This is a genomic window from Flavobacterium sp. GL_143, assembly GCF_057834355.1.
This window is the reverse complement of the sequence record NZ_CM174401.1, coordinates 441,969-461,257: the sequence shown is the minus strand read 5'-3', so window position 1 is coordinate 461,257 and position 19,289 is coordinate 441,969. Positions and strand designations below refer to the sequence as shown.

14 protein-coding genes are annotated in these 19,289 nt (G+C 32.6%); 5 read left to right on the top strand and 9 right to left on the bottom strand.

Features of this window, described 5'->3' with window-relative positions; genetic code table 11:
* Positions 1-409: 409 nt before the first annotated feature.
* From AC3IPI_RS01880 to AC3IPI_RS01870, 3 genes are read right to left on the bottom strand one after another with little or no spacing between them, the layout of a single operon-like run.
* Complete coding sequence (locus AC3IPI_RS01880) at positions 410-661, bottom strand: hypothetical protein (protein ID WP_039114801.1); 252 nt, start codon at positions 659-661, stop codon at positions 410-412.
* A gap of 8 nt (positions 662-669) precedes the next feature.
* On the bottom strand, positions 670-1,395 hold the full coding sequence (locus AC3IPI_RS01875) for an EF-Tu C-terminal domain-related protein (RefSeq protein WP_489156769.1): 726 nt from the start codon (positions 1,393-1,395) through the stop codon (positions 670-672).
* Entirely contained in the window at positions 1,395-2,903 is a 1,509-nt protein-coding gene (locus AC3IPI_RS01870; protein ID WP_039114800.1) for a GH3 auxin-responsive promoter family protein, read from the bottom strand. Before AC3IPI_RS01870 ends, AC3IPI_RS01875 begins: the two co-directional genes overlap by 1 nt.
* 279 nt (positions 2,904-3,182) lie before the next feature.
* On the opposite strand from AC3IPI_RS01870, the gene AC3IPI_RS01865 reads away from it, so the two are divergent.
* Positions 3,183-3,977: a DUF2797 domain-containing protein gene (locus tag AC3IPI_RS01865; RefSeq protein WP_409417435.1), complete on the top strand. Its 795-nt coding sequence runs from the start codon at positions 3,183-3,185 to the stop codon at positions 3,975-3,977.
* Between the two features lie 178 nt (positions 3,978-4,155).
* Here the strand turns inward: AC3IPI_RS01865 and AC3IPI_RS01860 are convergent, their stop codons facing one another.
* Positions 4,156-5,184 (bottom strand): LacI family DNA-binding transcriptional regulator, encoded by a 1,029-nt coding sequence (locus tag AC3IPI_RS01860; protein ID WP_039114797.1) that lies wholly within the window; start codon positions 5,182-5,184, stop codon positions 4,156-4,158.
* 157 nt (positions 5,185-5,341) lie between these two features.
* Here AC3IPI_RS01860 and AC3IPI_RS01855 point away from each other — a divergent pair, with 157 nt between their 5' ends.
* The 3 genes from AC3IPI_RS01855 (at position 5,342) to AC3IPI_RS01845 (ending at position 11,150) form a co-directional block, all read left to right on the top strand.
* Complete coding sequence (locus AC3IPI_RS01855; protein WP_489156766.1) at positions 5,342-7,987, top strand: TonB-dependent receptor; 2,646 nt, start codon at positions 5,342-5,344, stop codon at positions 7,985-7,987.
* An 87-nt stretch (positions 7,988-8,074) separates the two neighbouring features.
* Positions 8,075-9,295 carry an MFS transporter gene (locus AC3IPI_RS01850; protein ID WP_039114794.1) on the top strand — a complete coding sequence of 407 codons (1,221 nt, stop codon included), beginning with the start codon at positions 8,075-8,077 and terminating at the stop codon, positions 9,293-9,295.
* Positions 9,285-11,150 carry a trehalase family glycosidase gene (locus AC3IPI_RS01845; protein ID WP_489156764.1) on the top strand — a complete coding sequence of 622 codons (1,866 nt, stop codon included), beginning with the start codon at positions 9,285-9,287 and terminating at the stop codon, positions 11,148-11,150. Before AC3IPI_RS01850 ends, AC3IPI_RS01845 begins: the two co-directional genes overlap by 11 nt.
* A gap of 299 nt (positions 11,151-11,449) precedes the next feature.
* On the opposite strand, the gene AC3IPI_RS01840 is transcribed toward AC3IPI_RS01845, so the two are convergent.
* Both AC3IPI_RS01840 and sppA read right to left on the bottom strand, forming a co-directional pair.
* A complete protein-coding gene (locus tag AC3IPI_RS01840; protein ID WP_489156762.1) occupies positions 11,450-14,089 on the bottom strand; it encodes an AsmA family protein in 2,640 nt (879 codons plus the stop codon).
* Positions 14,090-14,508: 419 nt separating this feature from the next.
* Positions 14,509-16,272 carry a signal peptide peptidase SppA gene (gene sppA, locus AC3IPI_RS01835; RefSeq protein WP_039114790.1) on the bottom strand — a complete coding sequence of 588 codons (1,764 nt, stop codon included), beginning with the start codon at positions 16,270-16,272 and terminating at the stop codon, positions 14,509-14,511.
* Positions 16,273-16,408: 136 nt separating this feature from the next.
* Between sppA and folK the strand changes: the two genes are divergently transcribed.
* On the top strand, positions 16,409-17,542 hold the full coding sequence (gene folK, locus AC3IPI_RS01830; protein WP_323488690.1) for a 2-amino-4-hydroxy-6-hydroxymethyldihydropteridine diphosphokinase: 1,134 nt from the start codon (positions 16,409-16,411) through the stop codon (positions 17,540-17,542).
* Here the strand turns inward: folK and AC3IPI_RS01825 are convergent, their stop codons facing one another.
* From AC3IPI_RS01825 to AC3IPI_RS01815, 3 genes are all read right to left on the bottom strand, one after another.
* The gene (locus AC3IPI_RS01825; protein ID WP_409417430.1) at positions 17,543-18,136 is read right to left on the bottom strand and encodes a CHAP domain-containing protein; all 594 of its coding nucleotides are present in this window, start codon (positions 18,134-18,136) and stop codon (positions 17,543-17,545) included.
* A gap of 22 nt (positions 18,137-18,158) precedes the next feature.
* Complete coding sequence (locus AC3IPI_RS01820; protein ID WP_039114787.1) at positions 18,159-18,695, bottom strand: RNA methyltransferase; 537 nt, start codon at positions 18,693-18,695, stop codon at positions 18,159-18,161.
* Positions 18,696-18,774: 79 nt separating this feature from the next.
* Positions 18,775-19,194, bottom strand: a complete 420-nt coding sequence (locus AC3IPI_RS01815; RefSeq protein WP_039114786.1) for a DUF1573 domain-containing protein — start codon at positions 19,192-19,194, stop codon at positions 18,775-18,777.
* Positions 19,195-19,289: the final 95 nt, after the last annotated feature.

The window sequence follows — 19,289 nt, the reverse complement described above, 5'->3', positions numbered from 1 at the left end:
ACAAAAAGGATTTCCATTGCTATCCCTCATGCGATCTAATCGTGAATAAAATTATAAAGCTCTAACAGGTTTTTACTCAATCTTGTCTTTCTGAGGCAGGAAGAATCTTAGTAAGAAACCCCTCAGCGCTAGTGCGAGCGTCTCGCTCGTACCCGCAAGATATATATTTATAGTTTATTGTGTTCACGAGCGGGACGCTCGCGCTAGCAGCGGTGTTTTTATATTGTCGAGCAGCTAACAGAGATTCTTCGTGCCTCAGAAAGACAAGATTATGGTTAGGTTTGAGTTAAAGATACTGTTAATTATCGCTCTATGTGCTAGTGCGAGCGTCTCGCTTGTGCCCGCAAAGAATATAATTTAAAGTTGATTGTGTTCACGAGCGAGACGCTCGCGATAGCTGTGAGGATAATTATGGTTTAGTTTCTATTTCAAAGTTTTTGTTATACCTAATCGTACCTTCATTCTCATTTATTTCTAGCATATTAAGTTCAATCAACTTCTGTAATATGTCTTTTAAGAAATCATTGTATTTGTTTTCTGTCCATTGAATCCACAAGTATCCAGGGAAGTTGTCAGTTTCAAATAAACTTAATTCAACGGCAATGTGATGAATAGCTATATCCATATCCGTCCATTTATTTAGTTTCTCTTTTAAATTCATTTTAAATTTTATCTTTGAACTATAATTTGTCCAGTTAAAAAAAATGAATGCCAAGTTGCAAACGATAAAACGAATTTGTCAGTTTGTGATTGATTTTTATTGTGGTTAAAACTTGTGTTCATTTCAATTTTATAAAGTTGATTTGAATTTGTTAATTTAGTTTTCCAGCATTCAATAATTTTATATGCTACTTCTCTTGGTTGTAAATCTTTGTTAATGAGTTTGCATTTTATCAACATCATGCACTCTAAATTTCCAGTCATTTCAAACTCAATGTTTTTAATTATTTCTGTTTTGATTAACCAACTTTCAAGGTTATTACGAAACTTAAGAAAATCATTGGTATCAGAATATGGTTTAATACTTTTATCAAGTGATTTTAGAAAGGTAGAACCATCCCAGTAATTAAAGTCTGGTCTTATTATACGGGTAATTTTTCCTTTACCAACTATTTTTGCACCCTCTCTGGTTTCAAATTCCTGTCCAACAAAAAATTGCCCAATATGAAAGTCAGTACTTAATGTTTGTAAATAAACTTTTACTGTCTCACCTAGATTACAAGTTTCTTTGTCTATGAATTGTTGTGGAGCATCCCAGTCTTTTCCGTTATAGTAGAATTGACCACGATATCCATTGTTAACAGCAGTTTTGCGTCCACCCTCTTGTTCAGTTAAGTAGTAAATCTCGGCTTCAAGTTGAGGTTCTCTAAGTTCGTATTTATTGATGTTGCTCATCACATCCCTTTCAACTGCTCCAAATAATCCCTTTGATTCGAAAGTCTCGGAATTTTATGTTGTCCGCCTAATTTGTCTTTTTCTTTTAACCAATCGTAGAATAAATTTTCTCTTGCAACATTAATCACCAAAGGATTTAGTGTCATATTATTGTAACGTTTGGCTTCGTAATCGGAGTTTAGGGATTGTAAGGTTTCGTCAAGAGCTTTTTGAAATTGCGAAATATCAGCAGGTTTTTTCTTAAACTCAATCATCCATTCGTGTGCACCTTTTTCTTTGTCTTGCATAAATATTGGAGCTACAGTATAATCTATAACTTCAGTATTTGTTAACTGGCACGCTTTGGCAATAGCCTGATCGGTATTTTCGACCATAAGTTCTTCACCAAAAACATTAATATGATGTTTAGTTCTTCCTGTAACACGAATTCTATAAGGGTCTAATGAAGTAAAACGAACCGTATCACCAATTAAATAACGCCATAAACCAGAATTGGTAGTAATTACGATTGCATAATTTTTATTCAATTCGACATCTGCCAATCGAATAACTTTTTGCTCTGGTTTCCCAAAAGTCTCCATCGGGATAAATTCATAGAAGATTCCGTAATCTAGCATTAGCAATAAATCACTGGAATTATTCAAATCCTGAATGGCAAAGAAACCTTCAGAAGCATTGTATATTTCGTAGTATTTAAAATCTTTTTTAGGTAATATGTTTTTGTATTGTTCTCTGTAAGGAGAAAAACTTACACCTCCATGAAAGTAGACTTCCAGATTTGGCCAGATTTCAAATAAATTTCCTTTTCCAGAATCTTCCAGAACACGATTCATTAAAACCAACATCCATGAAGGAACACCAGCAAAACTGGTTACGTTTTCATTTTTAGTTTCATTTATAATAGCAGCAATTTTGGTTTCCCATTCGCTCATAAGCGAAGTTTTATTGCTAGGTGTGCTACTAAATTCTGCCCAAATAGGCATATTCTCAATCAAAATAGCCGATAAATCTCCGAAGAAAGTATTGTTGTTTTCATAAATCTGAGAACTTCCGCCTAAGCGAAGACTCTTGCCCAGAAACAATTCTGAATCTTCATTATTATTCAAATACAAACATAATAAATCCTTACTTCCTTTATAATGACAATCCTCCAGAGCTTCATTACTTACAGGGATAAATTTGCTTTTAGCATTTGTAGTTCCGCTAGATTTTGCAAACCATTTTATTGGAGTCTCCCAAAAAACATTTTGCTCACCTTGACGAGTGCGTTCAATTAAAGGTTGTAATTCTTCGTAGGTTGCAATAGGTAATCTTTCAGAAAAAGTTTTGTATGAGTTTATCGAAGCAAAATCATATTGTTTTCCAACAATGGTATTTTCGGCAGCCAATAATAAATTATGAAGGAGTTCTTCCTGAACTTCATTTGGATATTTAAGAAAAAGTTCTATTTGATGAATTCTTTGTTTAAGAACCCAAGAGGCAAATGAATTGATTATTGATAGAGGCATGGAGAAATCTTAGATTTTAGATTGTTGATTTTAGATTTTAAATTTCAGATAGTACAATGGGTGTAAAATCAAGAAATTTAAAATTTGAATATCGACGCACAAATATTAACTTTGTCGTTGTATCAAAAATAGTGTTTTTTTATAAATGACAATTCTATTTATGGCAAAGATTCCACTTCAAAAATGGAGTTTTAACAGTATCGAGATTTAAATTCTTGTGAACGAATCTAAAATCTAAAATCAACTTCCGATAGCTTCGGGACTAAAAATTAAAATCTAATGCAATATCAGGGCGTACTTACAAAGATGCAAACCGAAATGGGGAATCCAATTCAATATTATTTGGTTTTTGAGGACAGTTTTATCAACGTTAATCAATTATTGAATAAAGAAATTGAGATTAGTTTTGTAGGCTTTCAATGTTTGAATTGTGGTAAGAAGAAAAAAATATTCCGTCAGGGATTTTGCTATGATTGTTTTTATTCAAGTCCAGCTGTTGGAGATTGGATTATGAAACCAGAATTAAGTACGGCACATTTAGGAATTCAGGATCGTGATTTGGTATACGAAGAAAAAGTACAATTACAACCACATATTGTATACCTGGCTTTATCTAGCGAAGTAAAAGTTGGAGTGACCAGAAAGACACAAGTACCTACACGTTGGATAGATCAGGGAGCGACACAAGCCTTATCGATAGTAGAAGTTCCGAATCGTTATTTAGCAGGAATTACCGAGGTAGCGTTAAAGAATCATTATGCTGATAAAACAAATTGGAGAAAAATGCTTCAGAATAATATCGAAGCCGTTGATTTGATTCTTGAAAAATCTAAAGTAGAAAGTTTGATTCCTGACGAAGTTCGCGAATATTTTTATCCTGAGAAAAATGATTTGTACGAACTACATTATCCTGTTCTTGAATATCCGAAAAAAGTAGCAAGTTTAAGTCTGGATAAAACACCAACTTTTCAAGGAAAGCTTACTGGTATAAAAGGACAGTATTTATTGTTTGAAGACGGAACCGTTTTTAATATCCGTGGATCCGAAGGATATGTAGTGACAATAAATGTATAATTCTAAAATTGATATTTAACACATAGAAACATGGATTTAAAATTTAAAGAATTTCTAGAAAATCATGATTTTTTCACATAGTGCTATGTGGTTTATTTTGAGTGAAACGTCTTTTTTATACTTCGAAAGTTAAGCTATGTTTCTATGTGTTGAAATAATTGAGATTAATGGGTAATCATTAGTTTCTTATTGTCGATTCCCTCTCTATAATGAGTGTTGGGAGTTCGATAGTTTGATGAATAACAGGAAGATGTTCTTTAATTTGAGCAATTTCATTTATTAATATAGCAGCTGCACGTTGACCAATATCATAACCAGGTTGGTCAATCGTGGTAAGCTTTGGCGAAATTACGGTAGACATAAACCAATTGCTAAAACCAAAAACGGCAATTTGCTCCGGAATCTTAATATGCATATCGTTGAGGTATTTTATAATACCAATAGCTACCAAATCGGTGATGGCAAAAACTGCATCAACATCTTTATGCTCCTCAACTAGTTTTTGAGCATTGGCATAACCATCTTCAAAATCGGAGTTGTGATCACATAAATAAACCAGCGTAGGGTCATAAGGAATATTATGATCTTCGAGTGCTTTTTTATACCCAAGAAAACGGTCAATAGAATTTTGTGGAGTATAAGAACCTCTAAAATGGGCAATTTTTTTATATCCCTTATTTATTAGATACGTTACTGCATCATAAGCAGCTTTTCGGTCATTGATAATCACTTTTGAACAATCGACTAATTTGGCTATTTTATCAAATAAAACTACAGGAGTATTCTTTTTTATAGCATCGTTTATGTGAGAGAAATCATCAGTTTCATTTGATAGCGAAATCAGAATTCCATCAACTCTTTTTTGCTGCAGCAAAGCAATCTGCTTTTTTTCAAGCTCATACTTTTCATTAGATTGCAAAATAATTACAAGATAACCTCTGTTTTCGGCCTCGTCTATAATTCCGTTTAAAACACTCGAAAAGAAATGATGTACCATCGTAGGAATAACAACACCAAGAGTTTTGGTTTCGTTAGTTCTAAGGTTTACCGCATTGGCATTGGGTTTGTAATTCATTGTTTCTACCATTTCAAGAACCCTTGCTCTGGTATTTTCGCTAATATCAGTGTACCCTTTTAACGCTTTTGAAACTGTTGTAACAGAAATTCCTAAAGCGGCAGCAATGTCTATAAGTCTGGTATCATTCATTGAATAAATGTAATAAAACTAATTGATAATTAATTAAATTTAATTAATCGAAAACGTTTTCGGTAAAATCGAAAACGTTTTCGGCGAAAATCTTCATTGATATAAATAAATAGGCAATAGTTTTACTCTAACTAATAACCTAACCAAATAATAAATCATGAAAAAGTTTAATTCTAGCTCAATAATGTCGTTCTGGATGTTATTGCTATTTATTCTTCCAGCAATGGTTTTTTCGCAAGAAAAAAGCAGTATTTCTGGACAAGTATTCGATGAAAACGGACAAACAGCACCGGGAGCAAATGTTGTTATTCAAGGCACTTCACAAGGAGTGAGCACAGACGTAGATGGAGGATATACATTCCAGAATCTTATTGCAGGAAGTTACATTATTCTAGTTACAAACGTAGGATATAAATCAACTCAAAAGAGCATTACAATTAAGGACGGAGAAAATTCAAAAGTCGATTTTCATTTAGAGGCCGAATCACAAAGTTTGAAAGAAGTTGTCGTTACTGGATCATCAAACCCAAGGTCAAAACTAGAATCGAGTATTGCAATTACTACTTTAGGAGCAAAAGCAATCGAGAGCAGAGCGCCAATAAGTACAGCAGATATTCTCCAGACTATTCCGGGATTTGTTGTAGAAACATCGGGAGGAGAAGTAGGAAATAACCTTTTTGCAAGAGGAATTCCATCGGCAGGAGCCTATGAATATGTGCAAATACAGGAAGATGGTTTAGCCGTTTTTGAAGATGGAGCTCTACAATTTGCAAATGCAGATAATTGGTATAGACTTGACGAAACAGTAAGCAAAATGGAAGCAGTTCGAGGAGGTTCAGCATCGATTTTTGCATCGAATGCACCAGGAGGAATTGTCAATTTTATTTCGAAAACAGGACAAAATGAGTTTCAGGGAAAAGCAAAACTTACTGTTGGAGATTATGGATTATTCCGTACCGATCTTAATTTAGGTGGAGCATTGGTTAAAGATAAATTGTTTTTTAATGTAGGAGGGTTTTATAGAGCCGATGACGGAATAAGAAAAACGGGTTTTACCGCAAACAAAGGAGGACAAGTAAAAATGAACCTTACTTATAAGTTTGATGACGGAGGATATTTAAGATTAAATTACAAAAAACTAGATGACAGAAATACATTCTATTTACCAATTCCATTAAAAAGCAATAATGGAAAAGTAGAAGGAGTAGCTGGATTTAATCCAAATTATGGAACGTTAACTTCTGCCAACTTTTCTCATTTAAGCGTGCCACAATATGGAGGAGGAACTTTTAATGCCGATTTAGAAGATGGAGTTCACCCAGTTGTAGATGCTATTGGAGCCGAATTTAAAAAGAAAGTAGCCGATAAAGTTACCCTAAAAAACGCATTCAGAAATACTAAAATAGACTTGAATTACAATGCAATTTATAGTAGCGGCGGACCTTGGACACAAGATGGCTACGCAACAGATGTACAAAAATTAGCTCCAGCAAACACAGGAGATTTGAGTTATACTTACGTAGATAATAATACAGCATTAGATCCAAATGCATTAATAATGAGAGCAGACCATTGGTATATTCACAAGCAAATGGAAAATTTTGCCAATAATTTGTCTTTTAATTTCGATTTAAAACCTGTTAATCTTACTGTTGGGTATTATTACTCTAACTGGAAATCGAAACAATACTGGAACTGGAGTAACTATCTGGTAGATGTTACCGATAATCCAAGATTAGTAAATGTAAATAATACGGCAAGCGGAATTGCACATACTTGGAACGGGATTGAAAGAATTACCTGGCTTGAAAGAGATGCAGAGACAAAAGGAAAATTAAATGATTTTTATGTTGATGCCGAAATCCAAGCTACAGATAATCTAACGTTTAACGCTGGCGTGAGATACGATAAAAATGTGTATTCAGGATATAGAGATAATGCACGTTTTGGAGCAGAGAATCTAGGAGTTCTAGATAATAATACTGCCGATGATGCGGTAACTACAATACAAGGAAATCCTTATACATACTGGAAATATGATGTAAGTGAGTTTTCATATACAGCAGCAGGGAATTATAAGTTTAATGAAAACATGGCATCTTACATAAGATATAGCCACGGTTTTAGATCACCAATCGAAGAGTCATTTTATGACAATGCTAAAGATTTGAGCAAACTAGAAAATACTTTTGTAAACCAATTAGAGTTGGGGTATAAATATGCTAATTCATTCCTTTCGGTAAATGCCAATTTATTTCACATGAATTTAAAAAACGTTGCCTTTACAGATATATTGGCAGACGGAACTTCTGAAAATAAATTCGCCGATGTAAACAATTTAGGTTTAGAAGTAGAAACTAATTTAAGATATAGTATTGCAAGATTGAATTTTAATTTTACAGTTCAAAATCCGGAGTATGATAATTTTACAGGTCAAAATGCCGATGGAAGTACGTTTAATTTTAACGGAAACACGGCTCGTAGAATCCCTAAATTCTTTTGTGTAATAAGACCAGAAGTTGATATAACCAAAAGATTATCAGGATATGTTCAGTATTCTTATTTTGATAAGAAATATACAAATCAGGATAACGAACAAGTTTTACCAGCTTTTAAAGAAGTTGGAGCAGGTTTAAGCTACGTAGTCAACAATTTAAGATTTGCTGTTGATGGAACTAATTTATTCAATGAAATTGGGTTAACAGAAGGAAATCCAAGACAATCAACATCAGATACAGATGTGTTTTTGGCAAGACCTATTTTAGGACGCGCTTTCAGATTTTCTGTAGCAATCAACTTTTAGTTTATGTATTAATTAGTTCAGCCAAATGCTGTTTTAATAACGGCATTTGGTTTTTTGTTACATTCGTTAGTAAATCAATATGTTAAGATGAAAAAAGCAGGAATAACAGCAGTATTATATCTCAATTACTTTGTATTTGCAATATTACTAAACAGCGTAGGGATAGTAATTTTAAAAGCGCAAAAAAATTATGGCGTAAATGAATTACAAGCTAGTATTCTAGAGGCTTTTAAGGATTTGCCTATTGCAATTGTATCGTTTTTAATAGCTTCATTTTTACCAAGAATAGGCTACAAAAAAGCAATGCTTATCGGGTTAGGATTGGTAACTTTTGCCTGTATTGCCATGTATTATGGCAACTCTTTTAATTATGCTAAATTGCTTTTTGCAACCGTAGGAGTTTCTTTTGCTTTGATAAAAGTATCCGTTTATTCGCTTATTGGTACAGTAACCAATAATCAGAAAGAGCACAATGCTTTGATGAGTAGTGTCGAAGGTGTTTTTATGATAGGAATTGCGCTGGCATATTTTTTATTTCCAGCTTTTAATAATGATACTAATCCCGATTCCTGGCTTAATGTATATTGGTTTTTAGCTTTATTGACATTACTATCATTTGGCTTTTTATTCTTTATCAAAATAGAAAAACCTGTAGAAATTCCAGGAGCTAATCTTGCAGATGATTTTGTGCAAATGATAAAACTAATGGCAAAATCATTAGTTATAGTTTTTGTAGTAAGTGCTTTTTTATTCGTAATGATTGAGCAAGGAATCATGTCTTGGTTGCCAACGTTTAATGATAAAGTGCTTCACCTATCAGAGAATAATAGTATAATGATGGCAAGTATTCTGGCTATTTCATTGGCAATAGGAAGAATCTTGGCGGGAGAAATCACCAAAAAAATAAACTGGATTTGGGTATTGAGTTTCTGTATTATATGCGCTATGCTCATTGTAATTTTTGTATTGCCAAAAGCAGTAGGACTAGAGGTAAAAACAATTCATTCCTTTAGCGAAATTCCATTAATAGGTTTTGCATTTCCGCTCGTAGGATTATTTATTGCACCTATTTATCCGTTGCTCAATTCGGTTATATTAAGTGCTTTGCCTAAAAAGTTACATAGCTCCATGACCGGATTAATTGTAGTGTTTTCTGCATTGGGAGGAACGATAGGCTCAAGAATAATAGGATGGTTATTCCAAAATCAAGGACCACAAAATGCATTTTATTACACATTGATTCCGATGTCATTATTATTGGTGTCATTCTTTATATTAAAAAAAATAACGACTAAAAATGAAATTTAAACTAAACATAAATCAGACGCTTCAGAGATTATTGGCACAAGAAGACACGGATGGTGATAAAAAAATTACGATAGACGATAATGGGCCAAAAAGTTTTTTATTGGAAGACGAAAATGGAAATTCTCTAAACGTTGAAGGAACTTATTATTTATCTAATTTATTACAGGAATTGGCATTGGCTAAAAAAAGCAATTCAGAATTTGCAGAAATAGATAGTGCCGAAATAATAGAGAATCCTGTAAGTCGCATTTCCAGAAAAATAAAAGATTTATATTGGAATGGATTAACGAGAACTATCGATGCAAAAGGTGTTGCGAAAATTGTAGAAGATGAAAAAATAGAAAATGCAATTTCTTATTTATATGTTCCCGCAACAGATGCTGTAGCTTTTGAGTATTTTAAAAATTTAGAAGCATCTATTCCGAAGTTAAAAGTGGTTCAGCTAGCCGAAGACATTTCATCAGAATATGTTTTGACTTTAAATAAAAAACCTGGGATTTTGGCTTTGGCATTACAACAAGATAATAACGAGATAAAAGGTATTCCGTTTGTAGTTCCAGGAGGCAGGTTTAACGAAATGTATGGTTGGGATAGTTATTTTATAGCTATTGGACTTTTGCTAGACAATAAACCAGAACTTGCGGTAGGGATTGCCGAGAATTTTAAATACCAAATAGATCATTATGGTAAGATTCTTAATGCCAATAGAAGTTATTATTTAACGAGAACACAACCTCCATTATACACTTCTTTAATTGTTGCGATTACAGAAAATTCTAAGCCAGAAAAAAACTGGATTACAAGACATCTTCATACAGCAATAAAAGAATATCAAACCGTTTGGATGCAAGAAGGGAAGAGGCTTACGCCAAATGGACTAAACCGATATAAAGCAGAAGGAATTGGACTTCCGTTTGAAGTTGAGGTAGGACATTTTGATGATGTTCTGGAAAAATACGCATTGTTATATAATTTATCATTAAGAGAATTTGAAAAGAAATATCTTGATAGAGAAATTATCGATGCAAGTCTGGATGCTTATTTTGTTCACGATCGCAGCATGCGAGAAAGTGGTCATGATACCACCAATCGATTTGTAAATGTTTGTGCCGATTTAAACACGATAGATTTAAATAGTTTGCTTTATAAATATGAAACGGATATTGCTTTCCTGATTGAAACAGAGTTTGATAATCAATTTAAAGACGAGAAACACACAACATATTCTAGTGAATATTGGAAAGAAAAAGCAGCTTTAAGAAAAGAGAAAATTAATGAATTGCTTTGGGATCAGAATGCAGGGATTTATTACGATTATAATTTTATAAAAAATGAACCGCATCCATTTGATGCAGCAGCAACATTTTATCCGCTTTGGGCAAAATTATGTAGCAAAGAGCAAGCGGAAGTTTTGGTAAAAAAGGTGTTGCCTAAATTTAAATTAAAAGGAGGAATCGCAGGAAGTACCAAAGAAGCAATTGATGATCTTGATGTAAACTCACCACAACGACAATGGGATTACCCTTTTGGGTGGGCGCCACATCAAATGTTTTTATGGGAGGGATTACTGAACTATAATTATATAGATGAAGCTCAGGAAATGGTTTATAGATGGTTATGGCTTATTACTCGAAATGCGGTAGATTATAACGGAACTATTCCAGAGAAATTTAATTTAGAAACCAGTTCCCTTAAAATATTTGCCGAATATGGGAATGTAGGTACAGCATTCGATTATATTACCGAAGAAGGTTTCGGTTGGATGAATGCTTCATATCAGCTTGGATTGAGTATTTTAAAAACAGATTTAAAAGGGGAGTTAGATAAACTAACAGATCCAGATACATTGTTTTAGAACAAATAACAAAGAGGCTGTCCGAAAAATAATTTTCAGATAGTCTCTTTGTTTATTGAGATAATGCCTATTTTTTTAAAATTATTGATGAAGAAAGTCCCAGCGGGACGTTATATTTATAGTAATTTTAATTGTAATCAAAAGAAACCCCATCGGGGTGACATATATAGCAATCTAAAGGAAAATCAAAATATCGCTACGCTGTAGCAATTATCTATCATATCTTCTGAAAATTTCAAAAAAATAAAGAGCCTAAGAATTAATATTCTTAGGCTCTTTTTTAATGTAATAATGAAATTTTATGGAGTCGTTGCAGGCTCTTCTTTTTTCTTTTTCTTAAACAAACCGTTTAATAAATCACTCGCTTTATTAGTTACTTCTTGAGTGGTTTTTTCTTTATTTGCAGCACCCGCTTTTGTTGTATCTTTTGATTTGGTGTTTTTATTAATCAAATCGGTTAAGGCTGTTGTTCCTTGTTTTGTGAGCTTATCTTTTTGCTGATTTACCAATTGAGTGGTTAAACTCGTAACGGCACTTTTCATATCAGTAGAAACTTTCGGGTTAGAAAAATTCCCAGTCAATAATGCGTTAATCGGAATGTTTTGCAATTTAGCAGCATCGGCAGGAGACATTTTAGCAATAAAAGCATTTGCCTCAGATCCAAGATATTTTGCAGGAACATCTAATTTGATATTGTAGTTCATCGTTTGGTCAAAACCATGAGTTCCGCCAACAGTGATTTTAATGTCTTGATATTTAATGTCAAATGGTTTTACATTTACTTTTCCATTGTCAAAAGTTAGCGCTGCTTTAATATCATTCAAATTCACTTTGTTCATATCAATGAATTTAATATTTGAAGTTAAAGCATTTAATACAGTTGAATTTTTAGAGTTTATAGTAGTTGAAAGTAATTGTCCTAATAAATCTCCTGAAATCGAATTTAAGTCGGGAGTTAATTCCTTCGCATCTAGATTTCCGTTAAGTTTAATAGTCGAATTTAATTTACCGTTGATGATTCCTGCTATAGGAGCTATTTTTTTCATCATATCCAGTTGCGTAAAAGTCTGCGCAATATCAACCTGATTAAAACCTAAATTCATATCAAAAGTAGGAACTTTGGCTTTTGTAGAAACAGTTCCGTTTACACCAATTGTACCTCCAAAAATAGATGTTTTAAAGTTCTCCAAAGTTGCTTTTTCATCCTTTACAATTATCTTCCCAGATACATCTTTTAGTTTTAAATTATCATACACAACCGTATTTGCTTTAGCAGTTAATGAACAATTTAAGAAAGCCGGAATTTTCATTGCTTCAGCTGGTTTTGCCTTAGCTTTAGTATCAGTTTCTGTTTTAGCCGGAGCAGGTTCTCCAGTAGTCATGAAATCATCAACAACTAATTGATTCGAACTCATATTGAAATTCCCTCTTAGCTCTTGTTTCTTAAACATAAAACCGTAGAAGTTTTCAAGAACACCATTAATGCTAATATCACTTTTTCCAGTTGTAGCATCAAATTGTTTTAAGTTAATCGTACTTGGATTAAACTGAACCAATGCAGTACTAATATTCATCGATTTGTTGTTCTCATCTGTATATTTAAAACCAGATAAGCTCATTGTACCAGCATTTTTTATGTTTTGGTATTGACTTTTTTCAACCGAAGCCATATCAAAATTAGTAGTTACATCGGCTTTTAAAATTCCAGCCAATGGTTTATCCATTTTTATAGGATACGCTTTAGAAAGGTTGGCTAAGTTAATAGTTCCTTTTAATGCCGCATCTACAATAGGATTTACAGTAATGTTTTTGATATTTGCTTTAGCATTAAAAACATCCTGATCAATCTTGAACGAAAGTTTATCTAAATTTACATAAGTATCATTTAAAATCCCCGTTTCGTTTATAATCTTAGTATCGATTACAATGTTCTGAACCGATTTTGGTAAGTTTGGATATTTAAAAGAAGCATTGTTGGATGCAATTGCAACATTAAATTTAGGAACCGTAGTGTCAGATAATAATCCTTTAGCAAATCCTGCAACAGTAAAATCTCCTGTAGTTTTTACACCATCTAATCCAGATGCATATGCAGAAGGGATTAAACCTAAGAAGTTTGTAAACGATGAGGTTGGAGTTTTAAACTTCAAATCATATTGTTGGCCTTCTTTAACCATTTGGATAAAACCATCAAATTCTAATGGTAATTGATTAATTAAAGCTTTGTTCTCTTTAAAGGTATATTTACTTTTTTCTAAATCGATACCTAGAACTGCATCAAGAGTTAATGATACATTTTTCATGTAATTTATCTTGTCCATATCCAAAGATACTTTTGCAGTCGATTTTGTTGTTAAGTCCAATTGCGAAGCTGTGAAATCTCCTTTTCCTTCGTGGTTTAAACTATCGATAACCATTTTAATTTTAGAACCCTGATCAAAATATCTAAAAGTAAAATTTTCGATTTTATACCCTTTTATTTTTAAAGAAAGAGGCTTGCTATCTGTTTTGTCTTCCTTTTTAGAGTTGTCTTTTATAGCAATGTCAAAATTCCCAACACCATTTTTGTCGAATATAATATTCACTAATCCGTTTTTGGTATCAATTCCTTGAATGCTCAAAGGTTCGTCTTTTCCTTTGAAAAGTTCTTTGATGCTCATTTTTAAATTCAACTCACCTAAAGAAATAAGTGTATCTCCCTCAAAAGGAGCTTTGTTTATAATCACTAATTTTTCGATAGAAACGTTAGCATTCGGGAAGTTTTTAAATAAACTCAAATCGGCATCAACAAAACTAACTTTAGCGTCAACACTCTCATTGATAGCTTCGGATATTTTGGCTTTTATCTGATCTTTAAAAAAATACGGAATGGCAAATAGTGTTGCAATCAGTAAAACAATTACTATTCCTGCGATTTTTAGAATTTTCTTTACATTCATATACTGAGTTATTTGGATTCAATTATTGCAAGCAAATTTTATGCCTGCTTCTTGCAAAAATAGACTTTTATGCGTAATCCTCTTTGTAATTTTTTCATAAAATGGATTTTCCGCATAATTATTTGTGGGATTTATCTGTTTTTTAACTGCAAAAAAAATAGCCTACTGCATATCGAGGGGCGACTATGAGTAAGCTATTCAAAAAAATAAACAGGTTATATTCGTTAAGAACTTTACCTGCGTAAAGTGTCTTAAATACTTGTATAAGTATACTTCTAATATTTTGCTAAAGTAGCTACAACATATACTTACATGTGTTACCGGTAAATTAAACCTGAGTTAACTTTAAGCGGTTTATGTAAAATAAAAAATCCGTTTAAGTTAGACTCAAACGGATTGTAATTATAATGAAGTTGTAATTATTGAATGGTAATTTGAAACGGAATCATGGCTTGTACGCCTTTCTTGTTTTGTAACCTTTTTATTTGTTCAATAATAACATAATTATCTTCGCCTATTTCTTCTTTAAGGAAAGCTTCTTTAGATTTTGCAAAAGGTAAATTTTGCAACATATCATTAAATTTCTTATCGTATTCTGGATAGTTTTGTGTACTGAAACTTTTTATTTTAGCCAGACTTGCAGCTTCGGCAATAGCATCATTTAAACCACCAATTTTATCTACAAGACCAATTTTTACAGCCTCAGAACCAGACCAAACTCTTCCTTGTGCAATAGCATCTACTTGCTCAAAAGTCATTTTTCTTCCTTCGGCAACATGAGATACAAATGTTTTGTAAATATGTTCAACGCTTTCTAGTGTTACGGCTTTAAAGTTTTCATCCATAGGAACAAACGGACTATATCTGGCTGAGTTTTCGTGAGTTTTTACTTGTTCAGTATTAATTCCTAGTTTAGTTGCTAGAGGAGTAAAGTTTGGTAACACGCCAAAAACTCCGATAGAACCAGTTATTGTATTGCTTTCGGCAAATATTTTATTAGCGTTACATGCAATATAATATCCTCCAGATGCTGCGTAATTACCCATAGAAACCACTACTGGTTTTACTTTTTTTGTTAATTCTATTTCTCTCCAAATCAAATCAGAAGTTAAGGCACTTCCACCTGGACTGTCGATTCTTAATACAATTGCTTTCACATCTTCATTTTTGCGAGCTTCTTGCAAAGAACGACGCATAGATCCTTCGCCAATAACGGTAACATCACCCTCGCCACTTTGTATTTCTCCTTGTGCATAAATAATCGCTATTTGGTCGCCAGAAGTGTCTGAACTCATTGCAGTAGTAATAATGTTTTGAGTATAATCAGAAATAGAGATTTTATTATAATCATCATCACCAGTTACTTTTAATGCTTTTTTGATGGCATTATGATATACATCTTCGTAAGCGATAACATCTATAAGACGTTCTGCTTTTGCCATTTCTGGAGTTCTGGCCAAAAGACCATTTGCGATTTCATTTAATCGCGTAACTGGAATGTTTCGGCTTTTAGAAATATCAGCAACTACAGAGCTCCATATTGAGTTTAATAAAGCGCCAGTTTGTTCTCTGTTGGCATCACTCATTTTATTTTCAAGAAATGGTTCAACAGCACTTTTATATTTTCCATGACGAATTACTTCCATATGGATACCTGATTTATCCTGAAAATCTTTAAAGAACATAATTTCTGATGATAGTCCTTTAAAATCTAAATCTCCAACAGGATTTAAATAAATAGTATTTGCAACTGAGTTTAAATAATATTCTTTTTGCGAATAAGCATTAGAATAAGCCATTACAAATTTCCCTGATTTTTTAAAGCTTTCAAGAGCATTACGTAATTCTTTACTTTGTGCCATTCCTAAAGAAGATACATCATTAAGGATAGAGATTCCTTTTATGTTTTCATCCGTTTTTGCAACTTCTATAGCATTAATAATATCTGTTAAGCCAATGCTTTTTTGCTCTGAAAAAATAGTAACCCAAGGGTCTTTATATTTCCCTGCATAATCATTTTGTATTTTTCTTAAATCGAGCTCAATTACAGAGTCACTTTTTATTGTAACAGCATTACTGTCGCCACCAAAAACTGCGGCTAATAACATTATTCCGAAAAAGGATAGCATGAAAAAAACAAAAATACCGATTACGGTAGCTAGTACATTTCCTAAAAATTTCATAATTACATTTTTTTTATAAGTAGCAAAAAAGCTAAAATGTTACAAATCGCGACTTTATATTTTTTTATTTTGTTATTAGTCGTTACACAAATATATTGCTATTTCTAAAATACTTTTAGTTAATTTGCATCTAATTATGAAATCACAGCATCAGGTCGTTTTATCACTAGGAAGTAACCAGGGAAACAGGTTAGAAAATATCGAAAACTGCATTAATTTGATACATCAGGAAATTGGAACTGTTGTTCAGGTTTCGAGATTATATGAAACACCTGCTTGGGGTTTTGAGAGTGATGCGTTCTATAATTGCGCTTTGGTTTTACATACAAATACATCGGCACAAAAAATATTAAATCAGGTTTTAAAAGTCGAAAAGCAATTAGGGCGTATTCGTTCAGAACAACAAGGATATCAATCCAGGCTTATAGATATTGATGTGATTATTTTTGAAGATGAAGTTATTGATACTGATAAACTTCAGATTCCTCATCCTTTGATGCAAAACCGAAATTTTGTTTTGTTGCCTATTCAGGATTTAAACTTAAACTGGAAACATCCGATTCTTCAAAAAACAATTCCAGAATTAATTGCAATAACACCCGACGATAGTGTTTGTACGGTTGTTCAGAATCTGAAAAATCCATTACAGGAAATTCCGATGCAGCGATTTAATTATATTGCTTTTGAAGGAAATATTGGTGCAGGAAAAACAACTTTGGTTCATAAAATAGCCGACGATTTTAATGCTAAAACAGTATTAGAGCGTTTTGCAGATAATCCCTTTTTACCTAAATTCTACAAAGATCAAAACCGATATGCTTTTCCGCTCGAAATGTCTTTTCTTGCAGATCGTTATCAGCAATTATCAGATGATTTAGCTCAGTTTGATTTGTTTAAAGATTTTATCGTAGCCGATTATCATATTTTTAAATCATTAATTTTTGCCAAAATTACACTTGCGGAAGATGAATATCGCTTGTATCGCAACTTGTTTGATATTATCTATAAGGAAATGCCAAAACCAGATTTGTATGTTTATTTATATCAAAATACAGAGCGGTTACTGCACAATATAAAAAAACGTGGCAGAAGTTACGAGCAAAATATTTCGGCAGATTATTTAGATAAAATCAATAATGGATATTTAGAATATATTAAATCACAACCCGATTTAAATGTACTGATTATTGATGTTTCAGATCGTGATTTTGTAAAAAGACATGAAGATTATCTTTTTGTTTTGGAAGAAATTCAGAAAAAAATAGGATAGTTATTCTTTTCTTAACCAACCCAAAATTCGATCATTGCCAATTATCCATTTGCCTTCTTTTTCAATTAAAGAAAAAACTTCTCTCGATTTGCTAAACGGACCTGGATTTTGCTGTATTATTTCAATCTCATTATCAGTAACATTCGAAACAATTGCAACGTGCCCAAATCGGTTAAAGATGGTTCCGCTATAAATTAAAAGATCATCAGCTTTTGGTTTGCTCACACTAGGGTTGGTATATTGTACCAAATCTCTCTTTTCGTTTCTTTGGCCATCTTTAAGATCTGCATTAAAAAAGTCTTTGGCATGACCATAACTATCAGGCATTTTATGATTAAAATGTTCGTAATAATATCTTTTTACAAATTCTACACATTGGTATTTTAAGCCAAGATTGTAATTGTCTGTAGTAAGATTTCTATCAGTAACATTATTTACTCCACCATTGTAATATACGCGAACACCATTTAAACTGTCCAGAGGTTGACCTATGGTGTGTTCTGTGTTAAAATTAAATTTTTTAAAAGCCCATATTCCTGAGAAAAGAAATATCAATACCCCAATTAAGATATAAGTTCTGCGTTTAAGTTTCATTGTAATAGTAATGTCGTTGTTTTTATTTTGGCCAATTCATTTTTTGGAATAAATCCCAAACAACGATCCCTGCACTTACAGATATATTAAGGGAATGTTTAGTTCCTAATTGCGGAATTTCGATACAACCATCGCAAATGGCAACGGCTTCCTGAGCTACGCCATATACTTCGTTTCCAAAGACCAAAGCGTATTTTTTACCCTTTTCAACTTCAAAATCTTGTAGAAAAATGGCACTTTCTACTTGTTCGATAGCCAGAGTTGTAACGTTTTCTTTTTTTAGATTTTCAATTACTTCCAATACATTTTCATGATGTTCCCAAGTAACAGTTTCGGTTGCTCCAAGTGCCGTTTTATGGATTTCTTTGTTTGGTGGTGTGGCTGTAATACCGCACAAGATTATTTTTTCTATCAAAAAAGCATCAGCAGTACGAAAAACAGAACCTATGTTGTGTAAACTACGAATGTCGTCTAATACTAATATAAGAGGTGTTTTGTCTGAATTTTTAAAGTCGGCAATGGTTTTTCTTTCGAGTTCGCTGTTTTCGAGTTTTCTCATAATTGTTTTAAATTCTAGTAATAAAAAAAGCTTCCAAATATTAAGGAAGCTTTTCGTTTATTTTGTGTTGTTTTACGATTTAGCTTTTTGGAGCTTCATCTGCTAAAACTGTACCTTTAATAGTAAGTATTTTAGTTGGCTGTCCAGCTGCATTAGATGTAACTGTTACAGTTTTTGTAAATGCACCAACTCTGTCAGTAGCATATTTTACACCAATAATACCTTTAGCTCCTGGAGCGATAGGCTCTTTTGGAGAAGTTGGTACTGTACAACCACAAGAACCTTGTGTGTTAGTGATGATTAATGGTTTGTTACCGTTGTTAGTAAAAACAAATTCACGTTTTCCATCTGCATTGTGTGCAATTGTACCGTAATCTATAACTTCATTAACGAAAACCATTCCAGCACCATCAACTTTAGCAGCCTTAGCTTTAGCTTGAGCGTTAGATGTAGCAACACTTAACACTGTAAACATTGCAAGTAAAATTATTTTTTTCATTTTTAGTTTTATTTTTTAATTATTAACAAATTTATATAAAATAATGAAAACGAAACTTAAAATTGCCTTAAAAATATTTTAATTTTTTCAGGGAT